Source organism: Siphonobacter curvatus (genome assembly GCF_002943425.1).
GTDB lineage: Bacteria > Bacteroidota > Bacteroidia > Cytophagales > Spirosomataceae > Siphonobacter > Siphonobacter curvatus.
Window position 1 is genome coordinate 234,130 of sequence record NZ_PTRA01000003.1, and the last position, 17,737, is coordinate 251,866.

The following is a 17,737-nucleotide window of genomic DNA, read 5'->3' on the forward strand; positions in this document are numbered from 1 at the left end:
ATGTTTATTATTCCCGCCATCGACTTGATTGAAGGCAAAGCCGTTCGATTGACGCAGGGCGATTATTCGCAGAAAACCGTCTACAACGCCCATCCGCTGGAAGTAGCCAAGGAATTTGAAGGAGCCGGGCTGACGCGTCTGCATCTGGTGGACCTCGATGGAGCCAAAGCCAAGAAAGTCATTAACTGGAAAGTACTCGAAACTATTACTACACAGACGCGTTTGCAGGTTGACTTTGGAGGTGGGGTACAATCGGATGAAGACCTGAAAATCGTCTTCGAAAGCGGAGCAACGCAAGTAACGGGCGGGAGTATTGCCGTAAAAAATCCCGATTTGTTTGCCAGCTGGCTCAGTCAGTACGGCGGTGAGAAGATGATTCTTGGAGCCGACGCCAAAAACGAACGCATCGCCGTGAGTGGCTGGGAAGAAGGAACGCAGTTGTGGGTGTATGATTTCGTGAAGCAGTGGGAAGAAAAAGGCATTCAGTACATCATTTCGACCGATGTGGCCAAAGATGGTCTCTTGCAGGGTCCCAGCTTTGATCTGTACCAGAAACTTCAAGAGCAGTCACCGGCCCTGCGGGTGATTGCCTCGGGAGGCGTTAGTTCAATGGCTGATCTGGAGAAGCTGGCAGAGATGAACGTATACGGCGTTATTGTCGGGAAGGCCATTTACGAAGGCCGGGTTTCCCTGAAAGATTTAAGTACCTTCGTTGAAAACTAGGTCCCTATGTTAACCAAACGCATCATTCCGTGCCTGGACATCAAGGACGGACGCACGGTCAAAGGAACGAATTTCGTGAACCTGCGGGATGCCGGAGATCCGGTAGAACTGGGGGCTTTGTACGCCGAACAGGGAGCCGACGAACTGGTATTTCTCGACATTACGGCTACCGTCGATAATCGGAAAACGCTCGTAGATCTGGTTCGTAACGTAGCCCGCCACGTGAATATTCCCTTCACCGTTGGTGGGGGTATCAGTTCCGTAGCCGATGTATCGGCCTTACTGAATGCCGGAGCCGATAAAATTTCAATCAATTCTTCGGCCGTCCGTCGGCCTGAACTCATCGACGAACTGGCTTTGCAGTTCGGTTCGCAGTGCATCATTGTAGCGATTGACACGCGGGAGATTTCCGTACCCAGCGACGTGGTAAGCCATCAGGAAACCACGACCAGCCGGTTTGGCAACGAACGCGTCAGTACTCACGAGATTCGCCTGACGACTGAACACGTCGTACACACGCACGGGGGCCGTAAGCCTACTGAGTTGCGTACCTTGCCCTGGGCAAAAGAAGCTCAGGAACGTGGAGCGGGCGAAATACTGCTGACCTCCATGGACGCCGACGGTACCAAAGCCGGGTTTGCTCTGGAGCTAACGGCGGCGGTTTCCGGACAACTCAGTATTCCCGTGATTGCTTCGGGGGGAGCGGGGTTAATGGAACACTTCCATGAAGTATTTACGACCGGAAAAGCCGACGCGGGCCTAGCCGCCAGTATTTTCCACTTCCGGGAAATTGGTATTCAGCCTTTGAAAATGTACCTCCAGGAAAAGGGCGTCACGATGCGACTGTAATCAAGTCTTATGAAACTGAATTTTGAAAAAGCCGGCGGTCTGATTCCGGCCATTATCCAGGACGTTCAGACGAATAAAGTGCTCATGCTGGGCTTTATGAACGAAGAAGCCTACGCTAAAACGGAGGCCGACCAGATCGTAACCTTTTTCAGCCGCACCAAAAATCGGCTGTGGACCAAGGGCGAAACCTCTGGTCATTTTCTGCACGTCAAGGAAATTCGTATCGACTGCGATCAGGATACGTTGTTGATTAAGGTAGAACCCGTGGGGCCCGTGTGTCATACGGGAGCGGATACCTGTTTTTTTGAAGAAAATCCTCGGTAGGAGCGTTTGCTTCTTCCGTCCATCCCATTTTAAAGGCAACCTTGCCCATTCTGTATGGCCGTTGAATTCTTAGATCAGTTAAAAGCTATTATCCGGGAGCGGAAACAATCCGCCAGTGAAGGTTCGTATACGGCTAAATTGTTCGCCCGTGGTACGAATAAAATTGCCCAGAAAGTGGGTGAAGAAGCCGTTGAATTGGTCATCGAAGCCATGTCCAATGACGACCAGCTGTTCAAAAACGAAGCAGCGGATTTGCTGTTTCACTATCTGATCCTGCTCGAAGACCGCAATATCGATCTCGACGAGGTCATTGCTATTCTCGAAGATCGCCATCGCGAGCGTCAATAATAAGTACAGAGACTTAGGTTTTTGGTACAAAATTTTGCATGTTGAACCTTTGTACTAACACCTTCTTCTTATGGGCCTTATTGTCCGTTTATTAATTAATGCTGTGGTCGTGTACCTGGTGGCCAGTTTTCTGCCCGGGGTCTCGGTCGATGGCTTTACGACGGCTCTCATTGTTGCCGTTGTACTGGCTTTACTCAACACGTTCGTCAAGCCGATTTTACAACTCCTCAGCCTGCCGATTACGATTCTGACGCTAGGCTTGTTCCTTCTGGTAATCAACGTTTTGATTATCAAAATGACCGATTATCTCGTTGACGGCTTTTCGGTCGATAACTGGCTGATCGCTCTGATATTTAGCTTCATCGTTTCGCTCGTTTCCGGGGCTCTGGGAGCGGCCAGCGAGGATTAAGTTTCGTCAAAGAAAAAAGGCTATAGGTCGGCACATTAAAGCCTATGGCCTGTTTAAAATCCCGTTTATTAAGAAAGCACGTACTTTTCTTAATAAACGGGATTTTTTATGAATCAACCCGTAAACAAGCGATAGAAACGAATTGAAAATAAGTACTTGTTCCTTTTTATTCCTAGTTTTCTAGGCAAAAGAGAGTATATTTCGACTTTAGTACTTATGTAGCCAATACGTGCGGACGGTAGAGGTACTCAATCACAAACTTGATGGGAAAAAGCCAGTTTTCTCATCGGTTTCTAGCAGGGTTCAACCCCACCTGCGTTGGTGTTTATCTTCGCCGCAATAGCTGCCTCTCGAAATTTATACGCTTAGTTTATGTAGCGAAGAGTACCTGTTATTGCTTTTGCTTGACCGCCAACTATATGCAAAGCTTTGCCCATTCTTCAAATCTAGACCAATCTAGATTAGTTTATTATGCCGAATTTGACCGCCAAGGAACCTACACCTATGGCAATGCCCCCTTACGGGAAGTAAGTGCTACCAACGATCCTTTTCAACTACTTTTGAAGGATCTGGATTATATCTATTTACAAAACCAGCTGAAAAGTTCAAGCCCTGCTATTCATGAGTTTCGGGCTCAGAATACCCATCACTCCTTGCGTTTGGAGATAATGCCGCGTTTGGATGACCAAGGTATTAAACGGGGCAGCAGCGTTCTGGCCCTAGCCGAAGCGTGGCCATCCGAGCAGATCACCGGGCAGCAGCAGTTTGAAGCCATCTTGCGCTACGCACCCATTGGTATGGCCCTGCTTGAGCTCAATGGCAAGTGGATTCGGGTCAATCAAGCCCTATGTCAGTTCATGGGTTACACGGAAGAGGAACTGCTCGAGATGGATTTTCAATCCATTACCCATCCCGAGGATTTGGCCGAAGACCTTGCCCTGGCCAATCAAGTGATACGCGGTGAAATCGCGAGTTACGCTTTGGAGAAACGCTACTTGCATAAGAATGGCTCGGTAGTCTGGGGATTATTAACGGTTACGCTGGCCCGTCAGGGCAATATGTCCTGCTTTATTTCACAAATCCAGGACATTACGGCTACCAAACAATCGTATCAAGCCCTGAAAAAAAGTGAGGAAAAGTTTCGGCTGATGAGTGAAAACAGCCGGGATACGATGGCCTTGCTAGATCAGCAGGGAAGGTGGTTGTACGGAAATCCCTACGTAAGCAGGCTCACTGGCTATACCTTAGACACCCTGTTGGGAAAGCCCTACGCCGACCTGGTGCATCCCGACGATCTGCCTGCGCTGACGGAGATGTACCGGGAACTCATGGCCCATCCCGATCAAACCTTCAAAAGTCGGCACCGTATTGTCAATGCCCAGGGGCAAACCCGTTGGCTGGAAGGATACATCGTCAATAAACTTGACTTGGAGGGTCTAAACGCCATTATTGGTAATTTTCAGGATATCACTTCTTTGGTATACAGCAGTCAAAAGATAGAGGACAGTGAAAAGCTCTTCCGCACGGCTCTGGAGTATTCAGCCAGCGGCGTGGCTTTGACTTCCAAAGAAGGCGTTTGCCTGACCGTTAACCGGGCCTTCTGTCAGATGTTGGGCTATACGGAGCAAGAAATGCTCGGCAAAACCTTTGACTCCCTTACGTACGGCGAGAATCCTCGAACGTTTGAAAGGCTGGGTCAACAGCAAACGTATCAAACCGAAGAGCGTTACGTTCACAAGACCGGAAAAATCGTTTGGGTACTACTTTCCATCGCTCGCTTGGACCTGGAGCCGCATCATTTCATTGTGCAGGCCGCTGATATTACGGACCGAAAACAAGCCGAAGAAGAAATTTCCCAAAAAAAGGCCCAGTTGGCCTTACTGAGCAATCACCTGTACGGACTGATGATTTTTCAGGCCGTGCAGGAGCCCGGCAAACCCATACGTTTTACGTACGTAAGTGATACGGTGCGAGAAGCTACGGGACAACCCGCTCAAGAAGTAATCCATAATGCAGATCTATTATTCAAACGGATCCATCCGGATGACTACCAGCAGCTACGGGAAAAACTTCGAACGTCCTTAAAAAGTCGTCAACCCCTAAAGATTGAATTGCGGGTGATTAATGCGCATCAGGAGGCTCGCTGGGTTCGGGTACGGGCCACGCCGCGGCTTCTGGATGATGGCACCGTCGTTTGGGAAGGTTACCAAGTGGACGTTACGCAACGGAAGGAGGCCCTGGAGGAACTCAAACGCTCGGAAGCCAATCTACGTGTCGTCTTGGATCATACGGAAATAGGCTATGTCTTGTTGGATACGCAAGGAAGGATTCGTTTGTATAATCAACGGTTTACTGAGCTATGTCGGCCCGAGACGAAACCCCACGTGGCCCATACCGAACGATTTATCGACTTAGTATCACCCGAGCGGCGACTGGTGGTCGAGGCCATGTTACAACAGGTGCTCACCACGGGCGAAGGTATTGGGTATGAACTCTACGATGAACAGCGGGAACTTTATTTCTATGTGACAATCCATTTGGTTCGGGAAGAACAGGTGTTGGGTCTTTGCTTAAGTATGCAGGACATCAGTCAGCGGAAACAGGTTGAATTAGAGCAGCAACGCATGACGCAGGAAGTATTGCTGAAAAACCATAACCTCGAACAGTTCGCTTCCATTGTTTCCCATAACCTCCGGGCACCCGTGGCTAATGTGCTGGGGCTAACCGAAATATTGCAGCAACCGGATCTGCCGGAGGCCGAACGGCAGCAACTCCTGGAAGATGTGGTCCTGTGCACCCAGCGGCTGGATCAGGTAATTAAAGACCTTAATCAGATTGTAAGCTTACGCCATGAAGTACCCACGGAGAAGGAATGGGTACATTTACCGCAACTCGTTGCCCACATACAAGCTCAATTACAGCCCTCCTTAACGGCCAAACGTGCCCAGCTGGTGACGGATTTTTCGCAGGTAGACGAATGGTATACCGTTCGTTCGTATTTCTATAGTATTGTTTCCCAGCTCATTTCTAATGCACTTAAGTTTAGTCAGCCTGATCACGAACCCCTCATCTACATTAGTGGGGCAATGCAGGAGGACATCTTTCAGCTCGTCGTGGAAGATAATGGGCTAGGAATTGATCTACGTCGTAAATCCGAGCAAGTATTTGGCCTGTATCAACGCTTTCATCGCCCCATTGAAGGCAAGGGCATGGGTTTATATTTAATGAAAACGCAAGTGGAATTATTAGGAGGCCAGGTTTTTGTAGAAAGTGAGTTGGGGCGTGGGTCCCGCTTTACGCTAAAATTCCCCGTGCTTTCCGCCGTTAGTATATGACAATCCCTGAAACGATTATTTTGATCGACGACGATCCCCTCAATAACAAAATATGTACGTATTTACTGGGACGGTATTTTCCTCAACCCGTTCCCATTCGGGCTTTTACGAATCCTGAAGAGGGACTTGCGTATCTGCTGAGTCTGAATACGCCCCAATCAACCCTGGTCTTACTTGATTTAAATATGCCTGAATTAACGGGTTGGCAAGTACTCGATGCCCTGGAAACATTCATGACTCAGGCACAAGCGTATATTCACATTTACATCCTTTCGTCTTCGATAGACCTACGGGACCGGGAAAAGACCCAGCTCTATCCCTACGTGAAAGGGTCGCTGGAAAAGCCGCTGACGCGGGCTCAATTGGATGCGATATTTCAATCCTGATAGCTTACCTGTATATAGCTATCGCGGTGCCTGCCCTGATCATCGGCACAGGAAATTTTTACCCGACCCGCGGGTGGCTGGCAGAACACCGCTTGGGTAGGATCCGCCGTTTGAATGAGCTGATCATTGATATACCAGTAAACGTTCTTTACTTCATTACCTACCTGAACATGGAGCGATAACTGATTTTTCTCCCGCCGGCTCAGGCGATAGGTAGCTCCATCTACCGGATAGGTAATGATGAGCTGCTGGCTGGTTGCGGCCACCCGCGTACATGCCGGATTGTGCGGTGGGACGCGTTCATAGGCAATGTGCCGGGTCTCGTACCAGTGGATGAGTTCGGGCGGATCCTGGGCCACCCAGGTTTCTATACTTCCCTGCTCCGGCTTACAGTAAGGGCAATAGCTCATGTGCCGTTTCAGGTCCAGCCATACGCGTTTTTTATGGGTACAACGTTGCGTCGAAGAAACACCCGGCAGGTAATAATCCGGCAAGGTATGCGTGCAGAATTCACTGGGTAACTGGCCCGTTTCAGCACAAACCTGCCGCAGGGCCAGTCCGTTGGGCGTAGGCAAGCCCTGAGCCGCTGCGTTGTAATCAATTGTGTTGAAAATTTCGAAGAGTAGGGGCGTGGCCGTATTAGCTCCATTGAGTTCGGGCACGCCTTCCCCCGAAAAGTTACCGACCCAAACGCCAACGGTATAATGAGCGTTGTACCCGATACTCCAGGCATCCTTCTTCCCGAACGAAGTCCCCGTTTTCCAGGCTATTTTCGGCAATCGATACGTATAGGCGTAGTTGTTGGGTAAATCCGGACGGGCTACCTGGGTTAGAATCTGCGTAATAAGAAAGCTGGCTTCCTCACTGACGAGTTCCGTTGCATTATGGAAATCCGGGTTTTTTAAAAAATACGCCTTATTGAATTGTCCCTGGTTGGCAAAACTGGCAAACAACGTGGTCAACTCTTCGAGGGTTACGCCACAACCGCCCAGAATCAGGGAAAGGCCCAGTTTTCCGGATTGCTTTTGGATGGTTTGGAACTGTGCTTTTTTGAGTTTTTCAACTAGTGTAGAAGCTCCCATTTTTTGCAACACCTGTACGGCTGGTACGTTCAGCGAATTAGCCAGGGCGTATTCAATGCTAACTTTTCCGTGAAATTGACGGTCAAAGTTTTCGGGTTCAAACCCCATGAAGTTACTCGGCACGTCATATACTACCGATTTAGGGGTCAGTAAGCCCTGATCAAAGGCCGTAGCGTACAGGAGCGGTTTGAGCGTACTCCCCGGTGAACGCACGGCCCGAATGCCATCGACCTGACCACCGTCGGAAGCATCCCGAAAATCAGCCGAACCTACGTACGCTTCTACGGCCATGGTTCGGTTGTTAATAACCAGCACGGCTGCGTTTTGAATGCGATTGACTTTCAATCGATTGACGTAGTTTTTGACCAGCCGTTCCAGGGCCGATTGGCGGGCGGGTACGAGCGTGGTCCGGAGAATGGGCTGTCCGGGGAATTCTTTTTTCAAACGCAGGGCCAGATGCGGAGCCGCCTGCGGAGCATTACTGCGGCGGGCCTGTAGCGGTTCCGTAAGGGCATCGGCTACGGTAGCTTGGTCGAACAGCTGCTCGTGCTCAAATCGCCGAAGCCAGCGGTTGCGTTCCTGAATCAGATACGCATTGCTGTGACCCGGTCGCAAACTATTGGGGCGGTTGGGAATGATCGTCAGGGCCGTTACTTCCGCCAGACTCAGGATTTGCGGCGGTTTTTGAAAGTACAACCAGGAGGCCGATTTGATGCCCTCAATGTTGGAGCCGTAGGGCACCAGATTAAGGTACAACTGTAAGATTTCATCCTTGGAGAAATGGGCTTCCAGCTGAAAAGCCCGTACGATCTCCAAGAGCTTATTGGCGTAGGTGCGGGGACGCGGTTCCAGCAGTCGAACGACCTGCATCGTAATGGTGGAAGCTCCGGAGGTACGCCGCCCGGTCGTGGTATTGTTAAACAGAGCCCGTACAACCGCCACCGGATTCACACCCGGATGCCAGTAGAACCAGCGATCTTCTTTAAAGAGTAGGGTTTTACGTAGGGTAGGACTGATCTCGTCAAGCTCGGTATAGAGTCGCCACTTGTCTTCTTCACTAAGAAAGGCGTGTAGCATGGAGCCATCGGTGGCTTCGATCAGCGTGGAATACGAAGGTTTTACCCGAAAGGGAAAGACAAAATCCAGGAGCAGGAGTGCCGCCAGACTTATACTGATTGCCCATACCCAGAACCGTATTCGCATGATTTAGTCCATCTGAATTCGATTTCTACACATTATCGACTACGTACGTGCGAGCCGCCACATCGTGTATGCATTGATGAAAACGGCTGAAAAGCCCGTAGACGTACACCATGTAAAAATAGCCACTGATTTCCTTAACGGCATTTCGAATGAAGGCGTCCTTGTAGCTGAGCGGCTCGCCAGTCGTTTTCACCACCCGTAATTTCAGGATACGCTTACCCAGCGTGGCCTGATAGCGGGAGCTTTCCTGAAAGAAACGGTAGAAAAAACTCGTCGGTACAAGGACCATTAACAATTGCGTGTACAATTCAGAAAGGGCTTCCGGATGTGAATTGAGGTACTGAAAATCCAGATTGAAAATAGGAATGCCTACCCCATACGCAATCAACATCGTAGCGATGTTGATGAGGAAGTAATCAATTAAATTAGCCAGAAACCGGTTACCCACACTGGCCAGTACCAACTCGTCGGTCTTTTGCATACAAACAGGAAAAATAAAGGTGCAAAAGTAAGTCCTTCTTTCGCTTGTCAACGGTATGGTAACGATTTCAGCCGGAAATAAAATTATACGTATAGGGTTGACTTTTCTTTTTTCTTGTATTCTCTTTGTATACGAATAGTTGCTTTGCTAATTATTCGATACACTTCATCAACACCCGTTCGGGTCGTACTGGGCCGGTAGGTTACGGGTCCAGTACCCACCGGACGCTCTGCTACTTGGCTTCTTGAGCTTTTGAGTAAAAAGCGTTTGTCCGCCTACCAACGCATCCTATGCCCAAAGACAAGGATTCTGTCATTTGAAGCCTATCTTTGAAGAACCAGTTTGACTCCTAATTTTCCAGTAGATATGACGGCTTCTGATCAACGGGCTTATTTTTTCAAGATTGATACTACCATTAAAAAAGTCCGTTACGTATTTCAGAAACGCTTGGATGAAGCGGGAATGGAATTGACGGTCGATCAATGGGTATTACTCGACCACGTCTTCCATTTTCCGGGCATTAGTCAGAATGCACTGGCGGAAAAAACGGCTAAAGACAATCCTACCGTTACGCGAATTTTGGATATTCTGGTCAAAAAAGGGCTGGTCGAACGCCGAATGGCCGAAGAAGACCGTCGCAAGTTTAATCTCCACCTAACGCCTGCCGGAATGGAGAAATATCACATCGCGTTCCCGGTAGTGGCGGAAGTACGTAAAATCGGCTGGGCTAATCTTTCCGATCAGGATTTCGACGATCTCGTCCGCATCCTGGATACGATCTACCTGAATATTACGGGCTAGGCATGTAAGGAGTGGAGGTTGAAGGAGTAAATACGCAACCTTCGCTCTTGCCGAAAGGCATAGCCAAGCTTTCCCGCCTGATCCAAGGCTAAAAGAGCTTCCGTAGAAGTAGATAGAAACTCAAACGCAAGTGTATTGCCGTTCTAACGTATCTACTGCACCTCCACGTCCGTCATGACGCCATAACTTTCATTCTGTAGTCGGTCCAGAGCCGTAACCACGTAGCGATAGTTGCCGGGCGTAGGGGGCGTATCGGCGTACGAGGTTTGGGGTACGGGAAGAATCGCCAGAATTTTAGACGTATTGTTGAGAATGATGGGTTCATTTTCCCGGAATCGATACACCACAAAACGCCGGGGTACTTCGCCGTCCACGGCGGCGGGTGGCATCTGCCAACGCATGAGTACCTGCGTTGGCGTGCGTTTGAGTTCGAACTCCTGCGGTGGGAGCGGCGGGGTATGATCTTTCCAGGGCATGGTGGGTACCAGGGCCGGAAGTCGGTACAGATCCCGGCGAAGCGTATCCTGGAAGCCTTTGTAATTATTGAGTAAGGACCGCGAACTAAAGTAAATACTACCCTGAATCTCCGAGTGCTGCCGGTTGAAGCGAATCTGGATGGGCATTTCATCGGGGCTATCCCAACCACTTTCCCCATTCATCCGGTAAGCTCCCTGACCGATGTAGAGATGTCGCCCGAAACAGTTTTTTCGCCACCAGTCTACTAAAGGTTCGTAGGGTACCCGTTTATGCCCGCGGTGAAAATAGACCTGCGGAGCAATGTAGTCGATCCAGCCCATTTGCAACCACTTCCGCGTATCGGCGTACAGATCGTCGTAGGAACTCAAACCACGGGTTTCGGAGCCGTCGGGGGCCAGCGAACTGCGATTCCGCCAGATACCAAACGGACTGATCCCAAATTTCACGTAAGGCTTAATGACTTTCACCGAATCCGAAATCTGGTGAATGAGCTGGTTAATATTATCCCGCCGCCAGTCGTGAATATTGGCGTAACCCGCTCCGTATTTGTAAAACGTCACCTGATCGTTGAGCACTTGTCCAACCACTTTATAGGGATAAAAATAGTCGTCAAAGTGAATACCATCCAGGTCGTAGTTCCGGACCAGATTCGTGACAATGCTGGTAATGTAATTTCGTACTTCGGGTACACCGACGTTGAAGAACTTGGTGCCGTCGTAGGTCAGCATCCAGTCGGGGTGCTGGCGACTCACGTGATCGGGCGTTACGTTGGGGTGTCCTTTGAATACCGCCCGGTTCAGATTCAGCCAGGCGTGAAATTCCAGATTCCGCTGGTGCGATTCGGCAATCATGAACTCCAGCGGATCGTAAAAAGGCTCGGGGGCTCGGCCTTGGCGGCCCGTGAGCCACTCCGACCAGGGTTCCGTAGCCCCTTTGGCGTAATAAGCATCGGCGGCATCGCGAACCTGTACGAAGATCGCATTCATTCCCGACTGGCGGTGGTTATTAAGGATTTGGCGAAAGGATTGTTGCTGCGAATTGGGGTTGTAATCACCCGGACGCGGCCAGTCGATATTATCTACGGTAGCAATCCATACGGCCCGAAGCTCTCGCTTGGGCGAGCTCTGCTGAGCAAACGCTTGCCAACCACAAAAAACCAGAACAAGAAAGAAAAAGCGAGTACACATTACAGACAAATCATCGGATTGAAGTCACAAAATAAACGGATTCTATGGCTTCGAAACCAGAATCCGTTTGAAAAGGGTAGCTAACACTCAAAACCGCTTAAGGTACCGCAAGGTTATACGTTGCCTTTAAAAAATTAAATTTCCTCCGTTGAGTCACTGGAAACGCGTTTGGGACGGCGGGCCGCCCGCTGAGCCAGGAGCAAAAATAGGGGTGGAATGAGTAGCGGGGCAAAGATCAGCGTAGACGTAAGTCCGCCAATAATGACCGTAGCCAGGGGCCGCTGCACGTCCGAGCCAATCCCCGAAGAAGTAGCTGCCGGGACCAAACCAATGATGGCAACCAACATAATGGCCATGATGGCCCGCAGTTGTTCGAGGGAAATCTCGTAAACCATGCGGGTGAGTTCCGTTCCTTCCAGCGTAGCCCGGTTGAGGGCCGAAACCAGCAGTACGCCCGCCATCACGGAAATACCGAAAATGGAAACGAAGCCTACCCCCGCCGATACGTTGAAATTGTACCCCCGCAGCAGCAAGGCGACAATACCGCCACCCAGGGCAAAAAGAATACAGGTGAGCGTCAGTAAGGTGTCCTGGAAATTTCGGAAAAGGATGTACAGGAATAGGAAAACCACCACGACCGTCAGGGGAATGGTCAGTAGAAGCTGCCCACCGGCCCGTTCGAGGTTTTCGTACTGTCCGCCATAAATGACCTGATAGCCTTCGGGAATCTGGACCTGCTGCTGAATTTTTCGTTGTACTTCCTGCACAAAGCCCCCCTGATCACGACCCCGAATGTTGGTACGCACCGTGACCATCCGTTTGCTGTCGATGCGGTAGATGTTCGTTTGACCCTGCACGTACTTGATGTCGGCCAGCTCACTCATGGGAATCAAAGCCCCCGAAGCAGCCGGTACCTGCAATTGCCGGATGACGTCAATGGAGTTCCGGCTTTCGGGCGTGAACCGGATGATTAGATCGTAGCGACGGTCTTCGTCGTAAATCGTACCGACGTCTTTGCCACCCACGGCGGCTTCCACCATGGTTTCCACATCACTCACATTCACCCCGTACCGGGCGGCAGCCTGCCGATTTACCTGAATGGAAAGCTGATCCTGCGGACCCTCCTGTTCGATGTTGGTGGCCGAGGCCCCCGCCGTCTGCTGTACGATTTTCGAAATCCGATTGGCTTTTTCCCGGAGTAAATCCAGATCATTGCCCACGACCGAGATAGCCAAATCTGCCGCCGAACCCGTAACAATTTCCATCACCTGATCGATAATGGGTTGTCCGGAAGAAAAGAAGGAACCGGGAAAGGCGTTCTGTAATTCGGTCTGAATCCGGGCGACGAGGTCTTTCTTGCGAAGACTGTCCGTCCAGTTCGAATAATCCTTTAAACCCACCAGAATTTCCGTTCGGTTGGGGGGGAACGGATCGGTACCCGTATCGTTACGACCCGTTTGGGTAATGACGAAATCGACCGGATAATTCTTTGCGATGATTTCCCGGATTTTCGGAGCAATCTTGGCGTTCTCCTGAATGGTCACACCCGAAGGCATAAACGACCGTAGAAAGATGGAGCCTTCATCGAGTTCAGGAAGAAATTCCGTTCCTAATTTAGCTCCGGTACCAATCATCAGCAGCACCACCGCAAAGCCCAGGGTGAGTACTAACCTAGGACCTTTCAGCAAACGCGTCAGTAGCCAGGCGTACCCTTTTTCGAAGGGTAGTAAGAAGATATTTCGGTGTTCCTTCAAAGGCTTGGCGTTGGGATCCAGGGATTTTTTGAAGGCAAAGGAAACCAGTACTGGAATAAAGGTCAGAGCGGCTAGCATCGAACCAACCACCGCAAACGCCAGCGTGAGAGCCATGGGGCGGAACAATTTGCCTTCTACCCGTTGCATGAGCAGAATGGGCAGGTACGCCAGAATAATAATCGTGACGGAAAAGAAAATTTCCCGCCCCACTTCCTGAGCCGCCGATAGCGTAAGGGGCACAATTCCCCGGCGTTTTTCTTCGGCGGTTGCCGAGCGGTATCGCCGCACTAGGTGCTCGACCATGACGCAGGCTCCGTCCACAATAATACCAAAATCAATGGCTCCCAGCGAAAGTAAGTTGGCCGGTATCCCCGCCAATTTCATTAACATGAAGGCAAAAAGCAGGGCAAAAGGAATGGTAACCGTAACGACCAGGGCCGCCCGGAAGCTTCCCAGAAACAATACCAGCAGAATAATGACAATGGAAATACCTTCAAAGAGGGTATGAGCAACGGTTTCCAGCGAATGATCAATCAGAAAACTCCGGTCGTACAAAACCCGCAGGCGAACCCCTTTGGGTAATTCGCGGGCTTCCAGTTCGGCCATTTTGGCTTTCAGGGCTTCCAGCGCTTCGCTGGGGTTTTCGCCGCGTCGCAGTACCACAATGCCTTCGGTAGAACCCGTGACATCGACCTTCGCATCGCGTACGGTATAGCCCAGAATACCCGAAGGGGCGGGTGGGGAAATTTCCACGCGGGCTACGTCGGAGAGGAAAACGGGTACGCCGTCAATGGCCGTCAATACAATGCTTTCAATGTCTTTGGGTGTTTTGAGTACCCCTAGTCCGCGTACGGCGAAGCCTTGTCCACCGCGATCAATCAAATTACCACCCGTGTTCTGATTGTTCTTACTAACGGCTTCCATCACCATGGGCAGGCTCAAATGATACTTCCGCAGTTTGGCCGGATCGGTCAGGATATGGAATTCTTTCAAAGGTCCCCCGAACGTCACTACGTCAGCAATACCCGGCACCTGTAGCAGTTGCGGTACAATCCGCCAGTCCTGCAAATCACGCAATTGCATGGGCGTGTAGGTCGGTGGAGCTTCTACCACATAGCGAAAAATCTCACCTACCGCCGTCGTCAGCGGGGCCAGTTCGGTCGTAACGCCGTCGGGCAATTCGGCGTCCGCAATGCGTTCGAGTACTTGCTGACGGGCAAAATAATCCGTAACGGTTTCATCAAAATTGAGCTGTACGACCGACAAACCGAAAATGGTACGCGAACGGCGGTCCGTTACGTGAGGCGTATTGTTGAGCGCCCGCTCGATGGGAATGGTTACCTGCTGTTCGACTTCCTCAGCGGCCCGCCCGTCGTACTTGGCAATGACGATCACATTCGTATCCGCAATATCCGGGTACGCTTCAATTTTGAGCGTACGGAAGCACGCGTATCCCACGCCCATCAGAGCCACCGCCAGGGCAATAACCACCCATCGATTCTTGAGGGAAAACAATAAAAGACTGCGAATCATGGAAGAAGTAGTAGGACATCACTCGGTCCAAAATGCCGAGCAAGGGGATTAGAATAATTCGACTTCGTAAGCCAGCATTAAAGCCGTGGGCGAAAACTGGCGAATCTCCCGAAGCGCATACCGAACCTGTTCGGCTTCGGCTTCGAAAAGGATCAGAATGGGCGGTTCATCGAACGAAAACAAGGCTCCGGGCCGGAGAATTCGGTGTTGTCCAATGCCGCTGATGCCTTCCAAAACCCGGGCATTAGGCATCTGTTGTTGAACCATCCACTGCAGAATGGTGAGGTAGAGTGGATGGCCGTGGTCATCCATTTCGTCCTTATTGAGAATAATTTGAGCCTGCAGGAGCATGAGGAGGAGTAGCTAGTATTCGTGAGCGTTAGAAACCAAAACTGATTCCTTTGAGCTGCATGGTATTTTCAGAGACCACGGCTTCTCCCGCTTTCAGACCCGAGAGTACGATGATGGACGAACCCGTTTGTGAACCCGTAGTAACGGCCCGACGCACGAAACGGCGGGGCTGGGTTTGGACAAACACGTAGTCTTTGCCCTGAATGGTTACCACGGCCGACTGCGGTACCGAGAGGAAATTTCCTTCGCTGATGCCAAAGCGAACCGTAGCGAACATACCCGCCTTGAGACGTCCTCCGGCGTTGGCGACCAGAATCCGTAGTTTGATCATACGGGTTTGAGCATCGGCAATTTCATTGATGGCCTGTAAGTTGCCTTGGAATCCTTCGCCGGGATACGCCGTAAAACTGAGCTGGCAGGTTTGTCCCTGTTTGACGCGGGTGAGCTGACTTTCGGGAACCTCACAAACGACCCAGGCCGTGCGGGGACGGGCTTTCATCAATAACTCCGCCGGAAATCCGCCCATTTGCAGCCGGGCTTCGTGCTCGATTAAGGCGGCTTTTTCATTTTCCAGCTGCGTTTCGGCTTCCAGTACATCGCGGCCCGTACCGGCTCCGTTGCTGGCCAGATCTTTTGCCCGGGCTACGCTTACGGTAAGCGTACGAATGTTGATGCGGTGCTGAAGCAACTGCGTATACTCCGAAGCCAGTTCAGCATCGTTGAAGAGTACCAGATGCTGATCGGGGTTTTCCTGGGAAGGAATCACGGTAGCCGCCACCTGAGCTGGAGCCTCAAAATCGGCCCGTAGATTACTGGGTTCAGCGGGCGTTGTTTTGAAATCAGCGGCCATCGCATCCGTGGGCAGTGTAATTAATTGACCATCCTGAGCAACCGTTGGTCGAAGTAATTCCGGAGGAGCTTTTTTTTCTGTTTTCTGGCAGGCCAAAAGTCCTAGCAGCAGTAGGCAGGTATAGGTGCGTACGTTCACGATTGTTCGAGTGAGGGGTTACCATTCAGAAATGAGGCCGGAAGTATAGAGGACGTCTACGAAGCTTTTCCGGTAATCGTATAAGGCATCAAAGTAGCTTTGGCGGGTTTCGTACCAGGCTCGCTGGGCTTCCAGGTAATCCACCAAAGTGGTTGCTCCTTTGACGTAGCTGTAGCGGACGGAGTTGAGTACCTGATCGGATTGGCGGAGTAGTTGCTCGAATCGCTGAATGGATCGCTGGTGGTTACGAAACGTATGAATGGCCGTCCGAAGCTCCACGCTGATTCGCTTTTCCAGAAAGGTACGCTGATCCTGCGCCTGTTGCTGTAAGATTTTCGATTTCTGGATCTCACCCTGATTGCGACTAAAAACGGGTAATTCGAAGGTCAGAAACACCCCCACGTACGGTACGGCATTCTGCGGGTTCCAGATGGTTCCGAGTTCATTGCCGGGTTTGGCCAGTACGCGTTGCAACGCCACGTTTCGCTGAGCTGCCTCCAAGCCGCTACGGGCCAGTTGCACATCCGAACGCTGCTCCAGGGCGTAGTTCAACAAGCTATCGAATTGTACCTGCGATAGAATGGGATCTTTTAAATCAATTTGTACGCTATCGGTTTGCCCGAGTTGTACCTGCAGGGCCATGAGCTGGTTAGCGTAGGTTTGCCGGGCCGTCAGAATCAGTACGGCATTTCGTTCCGAGAAAACTTCCGTCCGGGTTAGATCCGAGGAACTCACGACCTGATTGCGTAGGCGAACCCGATTGACGGCCACCAGACTATCCAGGTTACCCTGGGTTTGCTGCAATAAGTCGAGTTTAACGGACGCATACCAGGCATCCAGCCAGCTGAGGGAGACCTCTCGTAGTACTTGACGGGTATTTTCTTTCAACGTCGCTTCCGACACCTGCGTTAGTCCCTGGGCAAAAGCTACCCGGCGGGTGCGTTTCCCATACAAATCGAACTCTTTGGTGAGCTGTAACCAAAACTGACGATTCTGTCGGCTTAGGTAGCCCGCGTCGGCGGGAAGGTGTTTGGAGGAAAGCTGAAGCAGGGTCTGATTATTGAGAATAGGATTACTGCGAAGGCCCGCCGTAATTTCATCCGAACGACTGGCGGCAATGTCCAGCGTTTGTAACTGTAGGGTAGGATTGGCTTCCCGTACCCGTTTGAGAGTTTGACGGAACGAATACACCTGTTGACCGTAACCGCCCAGATAGGCTACGAGTACCAGCCCAAGGGCCAGCGTCATTCGCATCATAAAAAGTATTGAATTAGGAATTGGTTCATCGGATTGATCATCCGTGCTCCACAGGCAGAACAGGGTAGTCATAGCCCGTATTGGACGCAGTCGGAGCCACGAAGTCAAATCACGGGAGAAAAATAGATTTTTTGCTGGAAAAAGTCGACGACTCAGGAAAAAATCAGTGACTTCCGTTGAGTAAGAACTGAATCGTTCGGAACGCGGAAAGTAATGCGTTAAGAAAAGGGCATAAAAAAAGCACGTTAG

Annotated in this window: 15 protein-coding genes; 8 read left to right on the forward strand and 7 right to left on the reverse strand. The window is 50.8% G+C overall.

The features are described from left to right. The 7 genes from hisA (at position 1) to C5O19_RS18130 (ending at position 6,374) form a co-directional block, all read left to right on the forward strand. Positions 1–723 (forward strand): 1-(5-phosphoribosyl)-5-[(5-phosphoribosylamino)methylideneamino]imidazole-4-carboxamide isomerase, encoded by a 723-nt coding sequence (gene hisA, locus C5O19_RS18105; RefSeq protein WP_104714792.1) that lies wholly within the window; start codon positions 1–3, stop codon positions 721–723. Between the two features lie 6 nt (positions 724–729). After that, positions 730–1,572 carry an imidazole glycerol phosphate synthase subunit HisF gene (gene hisF / locus C5O19_RS18110; protein WP_104714793.1) on the forward strand — a complete coding sequence of 281 codons (843 nt, stop codon included), beginning with the start codon at positions 730–732 and terminating at the stop codon, positions 1,570–1,572. 9 nt (positions 1,573–1,581) lie between these two features. After that, the gene (gene hisI / locus C5O19_RS26535) at positions 1,582–1,896 is read left to right on the forward strand and encodes a phosphoribosyl-AMP cyclohydrolase (protein ID WP_394341793.1); all 315 of its coding nucleotides are present in this window, start codon (positions 1,582–1,584) and stop codon (positions 1,894–1,896) included. Between the two features lie 54 nt (positions 1,897–1,950). After that, complete coding sequence (gene hisE, locus C5O19_RS26540) at positions 1,951–2,244, forward strand: phosphoribosyl-ATP diphosphatase (protein WP_394341794.1); 294 nt, start codon at positions 1,951–1,953, stop codon at positions 2,242–2,244. Between the two features lie 70 nt (positions 2,245–2,314). Then, positions 2,315–2,653: a phage holin family protein gene (locus C5O19_RS18120; protein ID WP_104714794.1), complete on the forward strand. Its 339-nt coding sequence runs from the start codon at positions 2,315–2,317 to the stop codon at positions 2,651–2,653. A gap of 419 nt (positions 2,654–3,072) precedes the next feature. Further along, the gene (locus tag C5O19_RS18125; RefSeq protein ID WP_165796058.1) at positions 3,073–5,988 is read left to right on the forward strand and encodes a PAS domain S-box protein; all 2,916 of its coding nucleotides are present in this window, start codon (positions 3,073–3,075) and stop codon (positions 5,986–5,988) included. Beyond that, positions 5,985–6,374 (forward strand): response regulator, encoded by a 390-nt coding sequence (locus C5O19_RS18130; RefSeq protein WP_104714796.1) that lies wholly within the window; start codon positions 5,985–5,987, stop codon positions 6,372–6,374. Before C5O19_RS18125 ends, C5O19_RS18130 begins: the two co-directional genes overlap by 4 nt. Here the strand turns inward: C5O19_RS18130 and pbpC are convergent. Beyond that, complete coding sequence (gene pbpC, locus C5O19_RS18135; protein ID WP_104714797.1) at positions 6,365–8,659, reverse strand: penicillin-binding protein 1C; 2,295 nt, start codon at positions 8,657–8,659, stop codon at positions 6,365–6,367. The genes C5O19_RS18130 and pbpC overlap by 10 nt on opposite strands. Before the next feature lie 25 nt (positions 8,660–8,684). Further along, complete coding sequence (locus C5O19_RS18140; protein WP_104714798.1) at positions 8,685–9,140, reverse strand: RDD family protein; 456 nt, start codon at positions 9,138–9,140, stop codon at positions 8,685–8,687. A 366-nt stretch (positions 9,141–9,506) separates the two neighbouring features. Here C5O19_RS18140 and C5O19_RS18145 point away from each other — a divergent pair, with 366 nt between their 5' ends. Next, positions 9,507–9,941: a MarR family winged helix-turn-helix transcriptional regulator gene (locus tag C5O19_RS18145; RefSeq protein WP_104714799.1), complete on the forward strand. Its 435-nt coding sequence runs from the start codon at positions 9,507–9,509 to the stop codon at positions 9,939–9,941. A 152-nt stretch (positions 9,942–10,093) separates the two neighbouring features. Here the strand turns inward: C5O19_RS18145 and C5O19_RS18150 are convergent, their stop codons facing one another. The 5 genes from C5O19_RS18150 to C5O19_RS18170 all read right to left on the reverse strand — a co-directional run bounded on the left by C5O19_RS18150 (position 10,094) and on the right by C5O19_RS18170 (position 17,560). Continuing rightward, positions 10,094–11,605 (reverse strand): glycoside hydrolase family 10 protein, encoded by a 1,512-nt coding sequence (locus C5O19_RS18150; protein ID WP_104714800.1) that lies wholly within the window; start codon positions 11,603–11,605, stop codon positions 10,094–10,096. Between the two features lie 134 nt (positions 11,606–11,739). Continuing rightward, positions 11,740–14,892 (reverse strand): efflux RND transporter permease subunit, encoded by a 3,153-nt coding sequence (locus C5O19_RS18155; protein ID WP_104714801.1) that lies wholly within the window; start codon positions 14,890–14,892, stop codon positions 11,740–11,742. Between the two features lie 48 nt (positions 14,893–14,940). Then, a complete protein-coding gene (locus C5O19_RS18160; protein ID WP_104714802.1) occupies positions 14,941–15,243 on the reverse strand; it encodes a DUF190 domain-containing protein in 303 nt (100 codons plus the stop codon). 28 nt (positions 15,244–15,271) lie between these two features. Next, a complete protein-coding gene (locus C5O19_RS18165) occupies positions 15,272–16,231 on the reverse strand; it encodes an efflux RND transporter periplasmic adaptor subunit (protein WP_104714803.1) in 960 nt (319 codons plus the stop codon). An 18-nt stretch (positions 16,232–16,249) separates the two neighbouring features. Continuing rightward, positions 16,250–17,560 carry a TolC family protein gene (locus tag C5O19_RS18170; RefSeq protein ID WP_104714804.1) on the reverse strand — a complete coding sequence of 437 codons (1,311 nt, stop codon included), beginning with the start codon at positions 17,558–17,560 and terminating at the stop codon, positions 16,250–16,252. Between the last annotated feature and the right edge of the window lie 177 nt (positions 17,561–17,737).

What these genes read in the sequence shown, in the direction of transcription:
- hisA (WP_104714792.1), top strand. Translation starts at nt 1, where the DNA reads ATGTTTATTATTCCCGCCATCGACTTGATTGAAGGCAAAGCCGTTCGA.
- hisF (WP_104714793.1), top strand. Translation starts at nt 730, where the DNA reads ATGTTAACCAAACGCATCATTCCGTGCCTGGACATCAAGGACGGACGC.
- hisI (WP_394341793.1), top strand. Translation starts at nt 1,582, where the DNA reads ATGAAACTGAATTTTGAAAAAGCCGGCGGTCTGATTCCGGCCATTATC.
- hisE (WP_394341794.1), top strand. Translation starts at nt 1,951, where the DNA reads ATGGCCGTTGAATTCTTAGATCAGTTAAAAGCTATTATCCGGGAGCGG.
- C5O19_RS18120 (WP_104714794.1), top strand. Translation starts at nt 2,315, where the DNA reads ATGGGCCTTATTGTCCGTTTATTAATTAATGCTGTGGTCGTGTACCTG.
- C5O19_RS18125 (WP_165796058.1), top strand. Translation starts at nt 3,073, where the DNA reads ATGCAAAGCTTTGCCCATTCTTCAAATCTAGACCAATCTAGATTAGTT.
- C5O19_RS18130 (WP_104714796.1), top strand. Translation starts at nt 5,985, where the DNA reads ATGACAATCCCTGAAACGATTATTTTGATCGACGACGATCCCCTCAAT.
- pbpC (WP_104714797.1), bottom strand. Translation starts at nt 8,659, where the DNA reads ATGCGAATACGGTTCTGGGTATGGGCAATCAGTATAAGTCTGGCGGCA.
- C5O19_RS18140 (WP_104714798.1), bottom strand. Translation starts at nt 9,140, where the DNA reads ATGCAAAAGACCGACGAGTTGGTACTGGCCAGTGTGGGTAACCGGTTT.
- C5O19_RS18145 (WP_104714799.1), top strand. Translation starts at nt 9,507, where the DNA reads ATGACGGCTTCTGATCAACGGGCTTATTTTTTCAAGATTGATACTACC.
- C5O19_RS18150 (WP_104714800.1), bottom strand. Translation starts at nt 11,605, where the DNA reads ATGTGTACTCGCTTTTTCTTTCTTGTTCTGGTTTTTTGTGGTTGGCAA.
- C5O19_RS18155 (WP_104714801.1), bottom strand. Translation starts at nt 14,892, where the DNA reads ATGATTCGCAGTCTTTTATTGTTTTCCCTCAAGAATCGATGGGTGGTT.
- C5O19_RS18160 (WP_104714802.1), bottom strand. Translation starts at nt 15,243, where the DNA reads ATGCTCCTGCAGGCTCAAATTATTCTCAATAAGGACGAAATGGATGAC.
- C5O19_RS18170 (WP_104714804.1), bottom strand. Translation starts at nt 17,560, where the DNA reads ATGACTACCCTGTTCTGCCTGTGGAGCACGGATGATCAATCCGATGAA.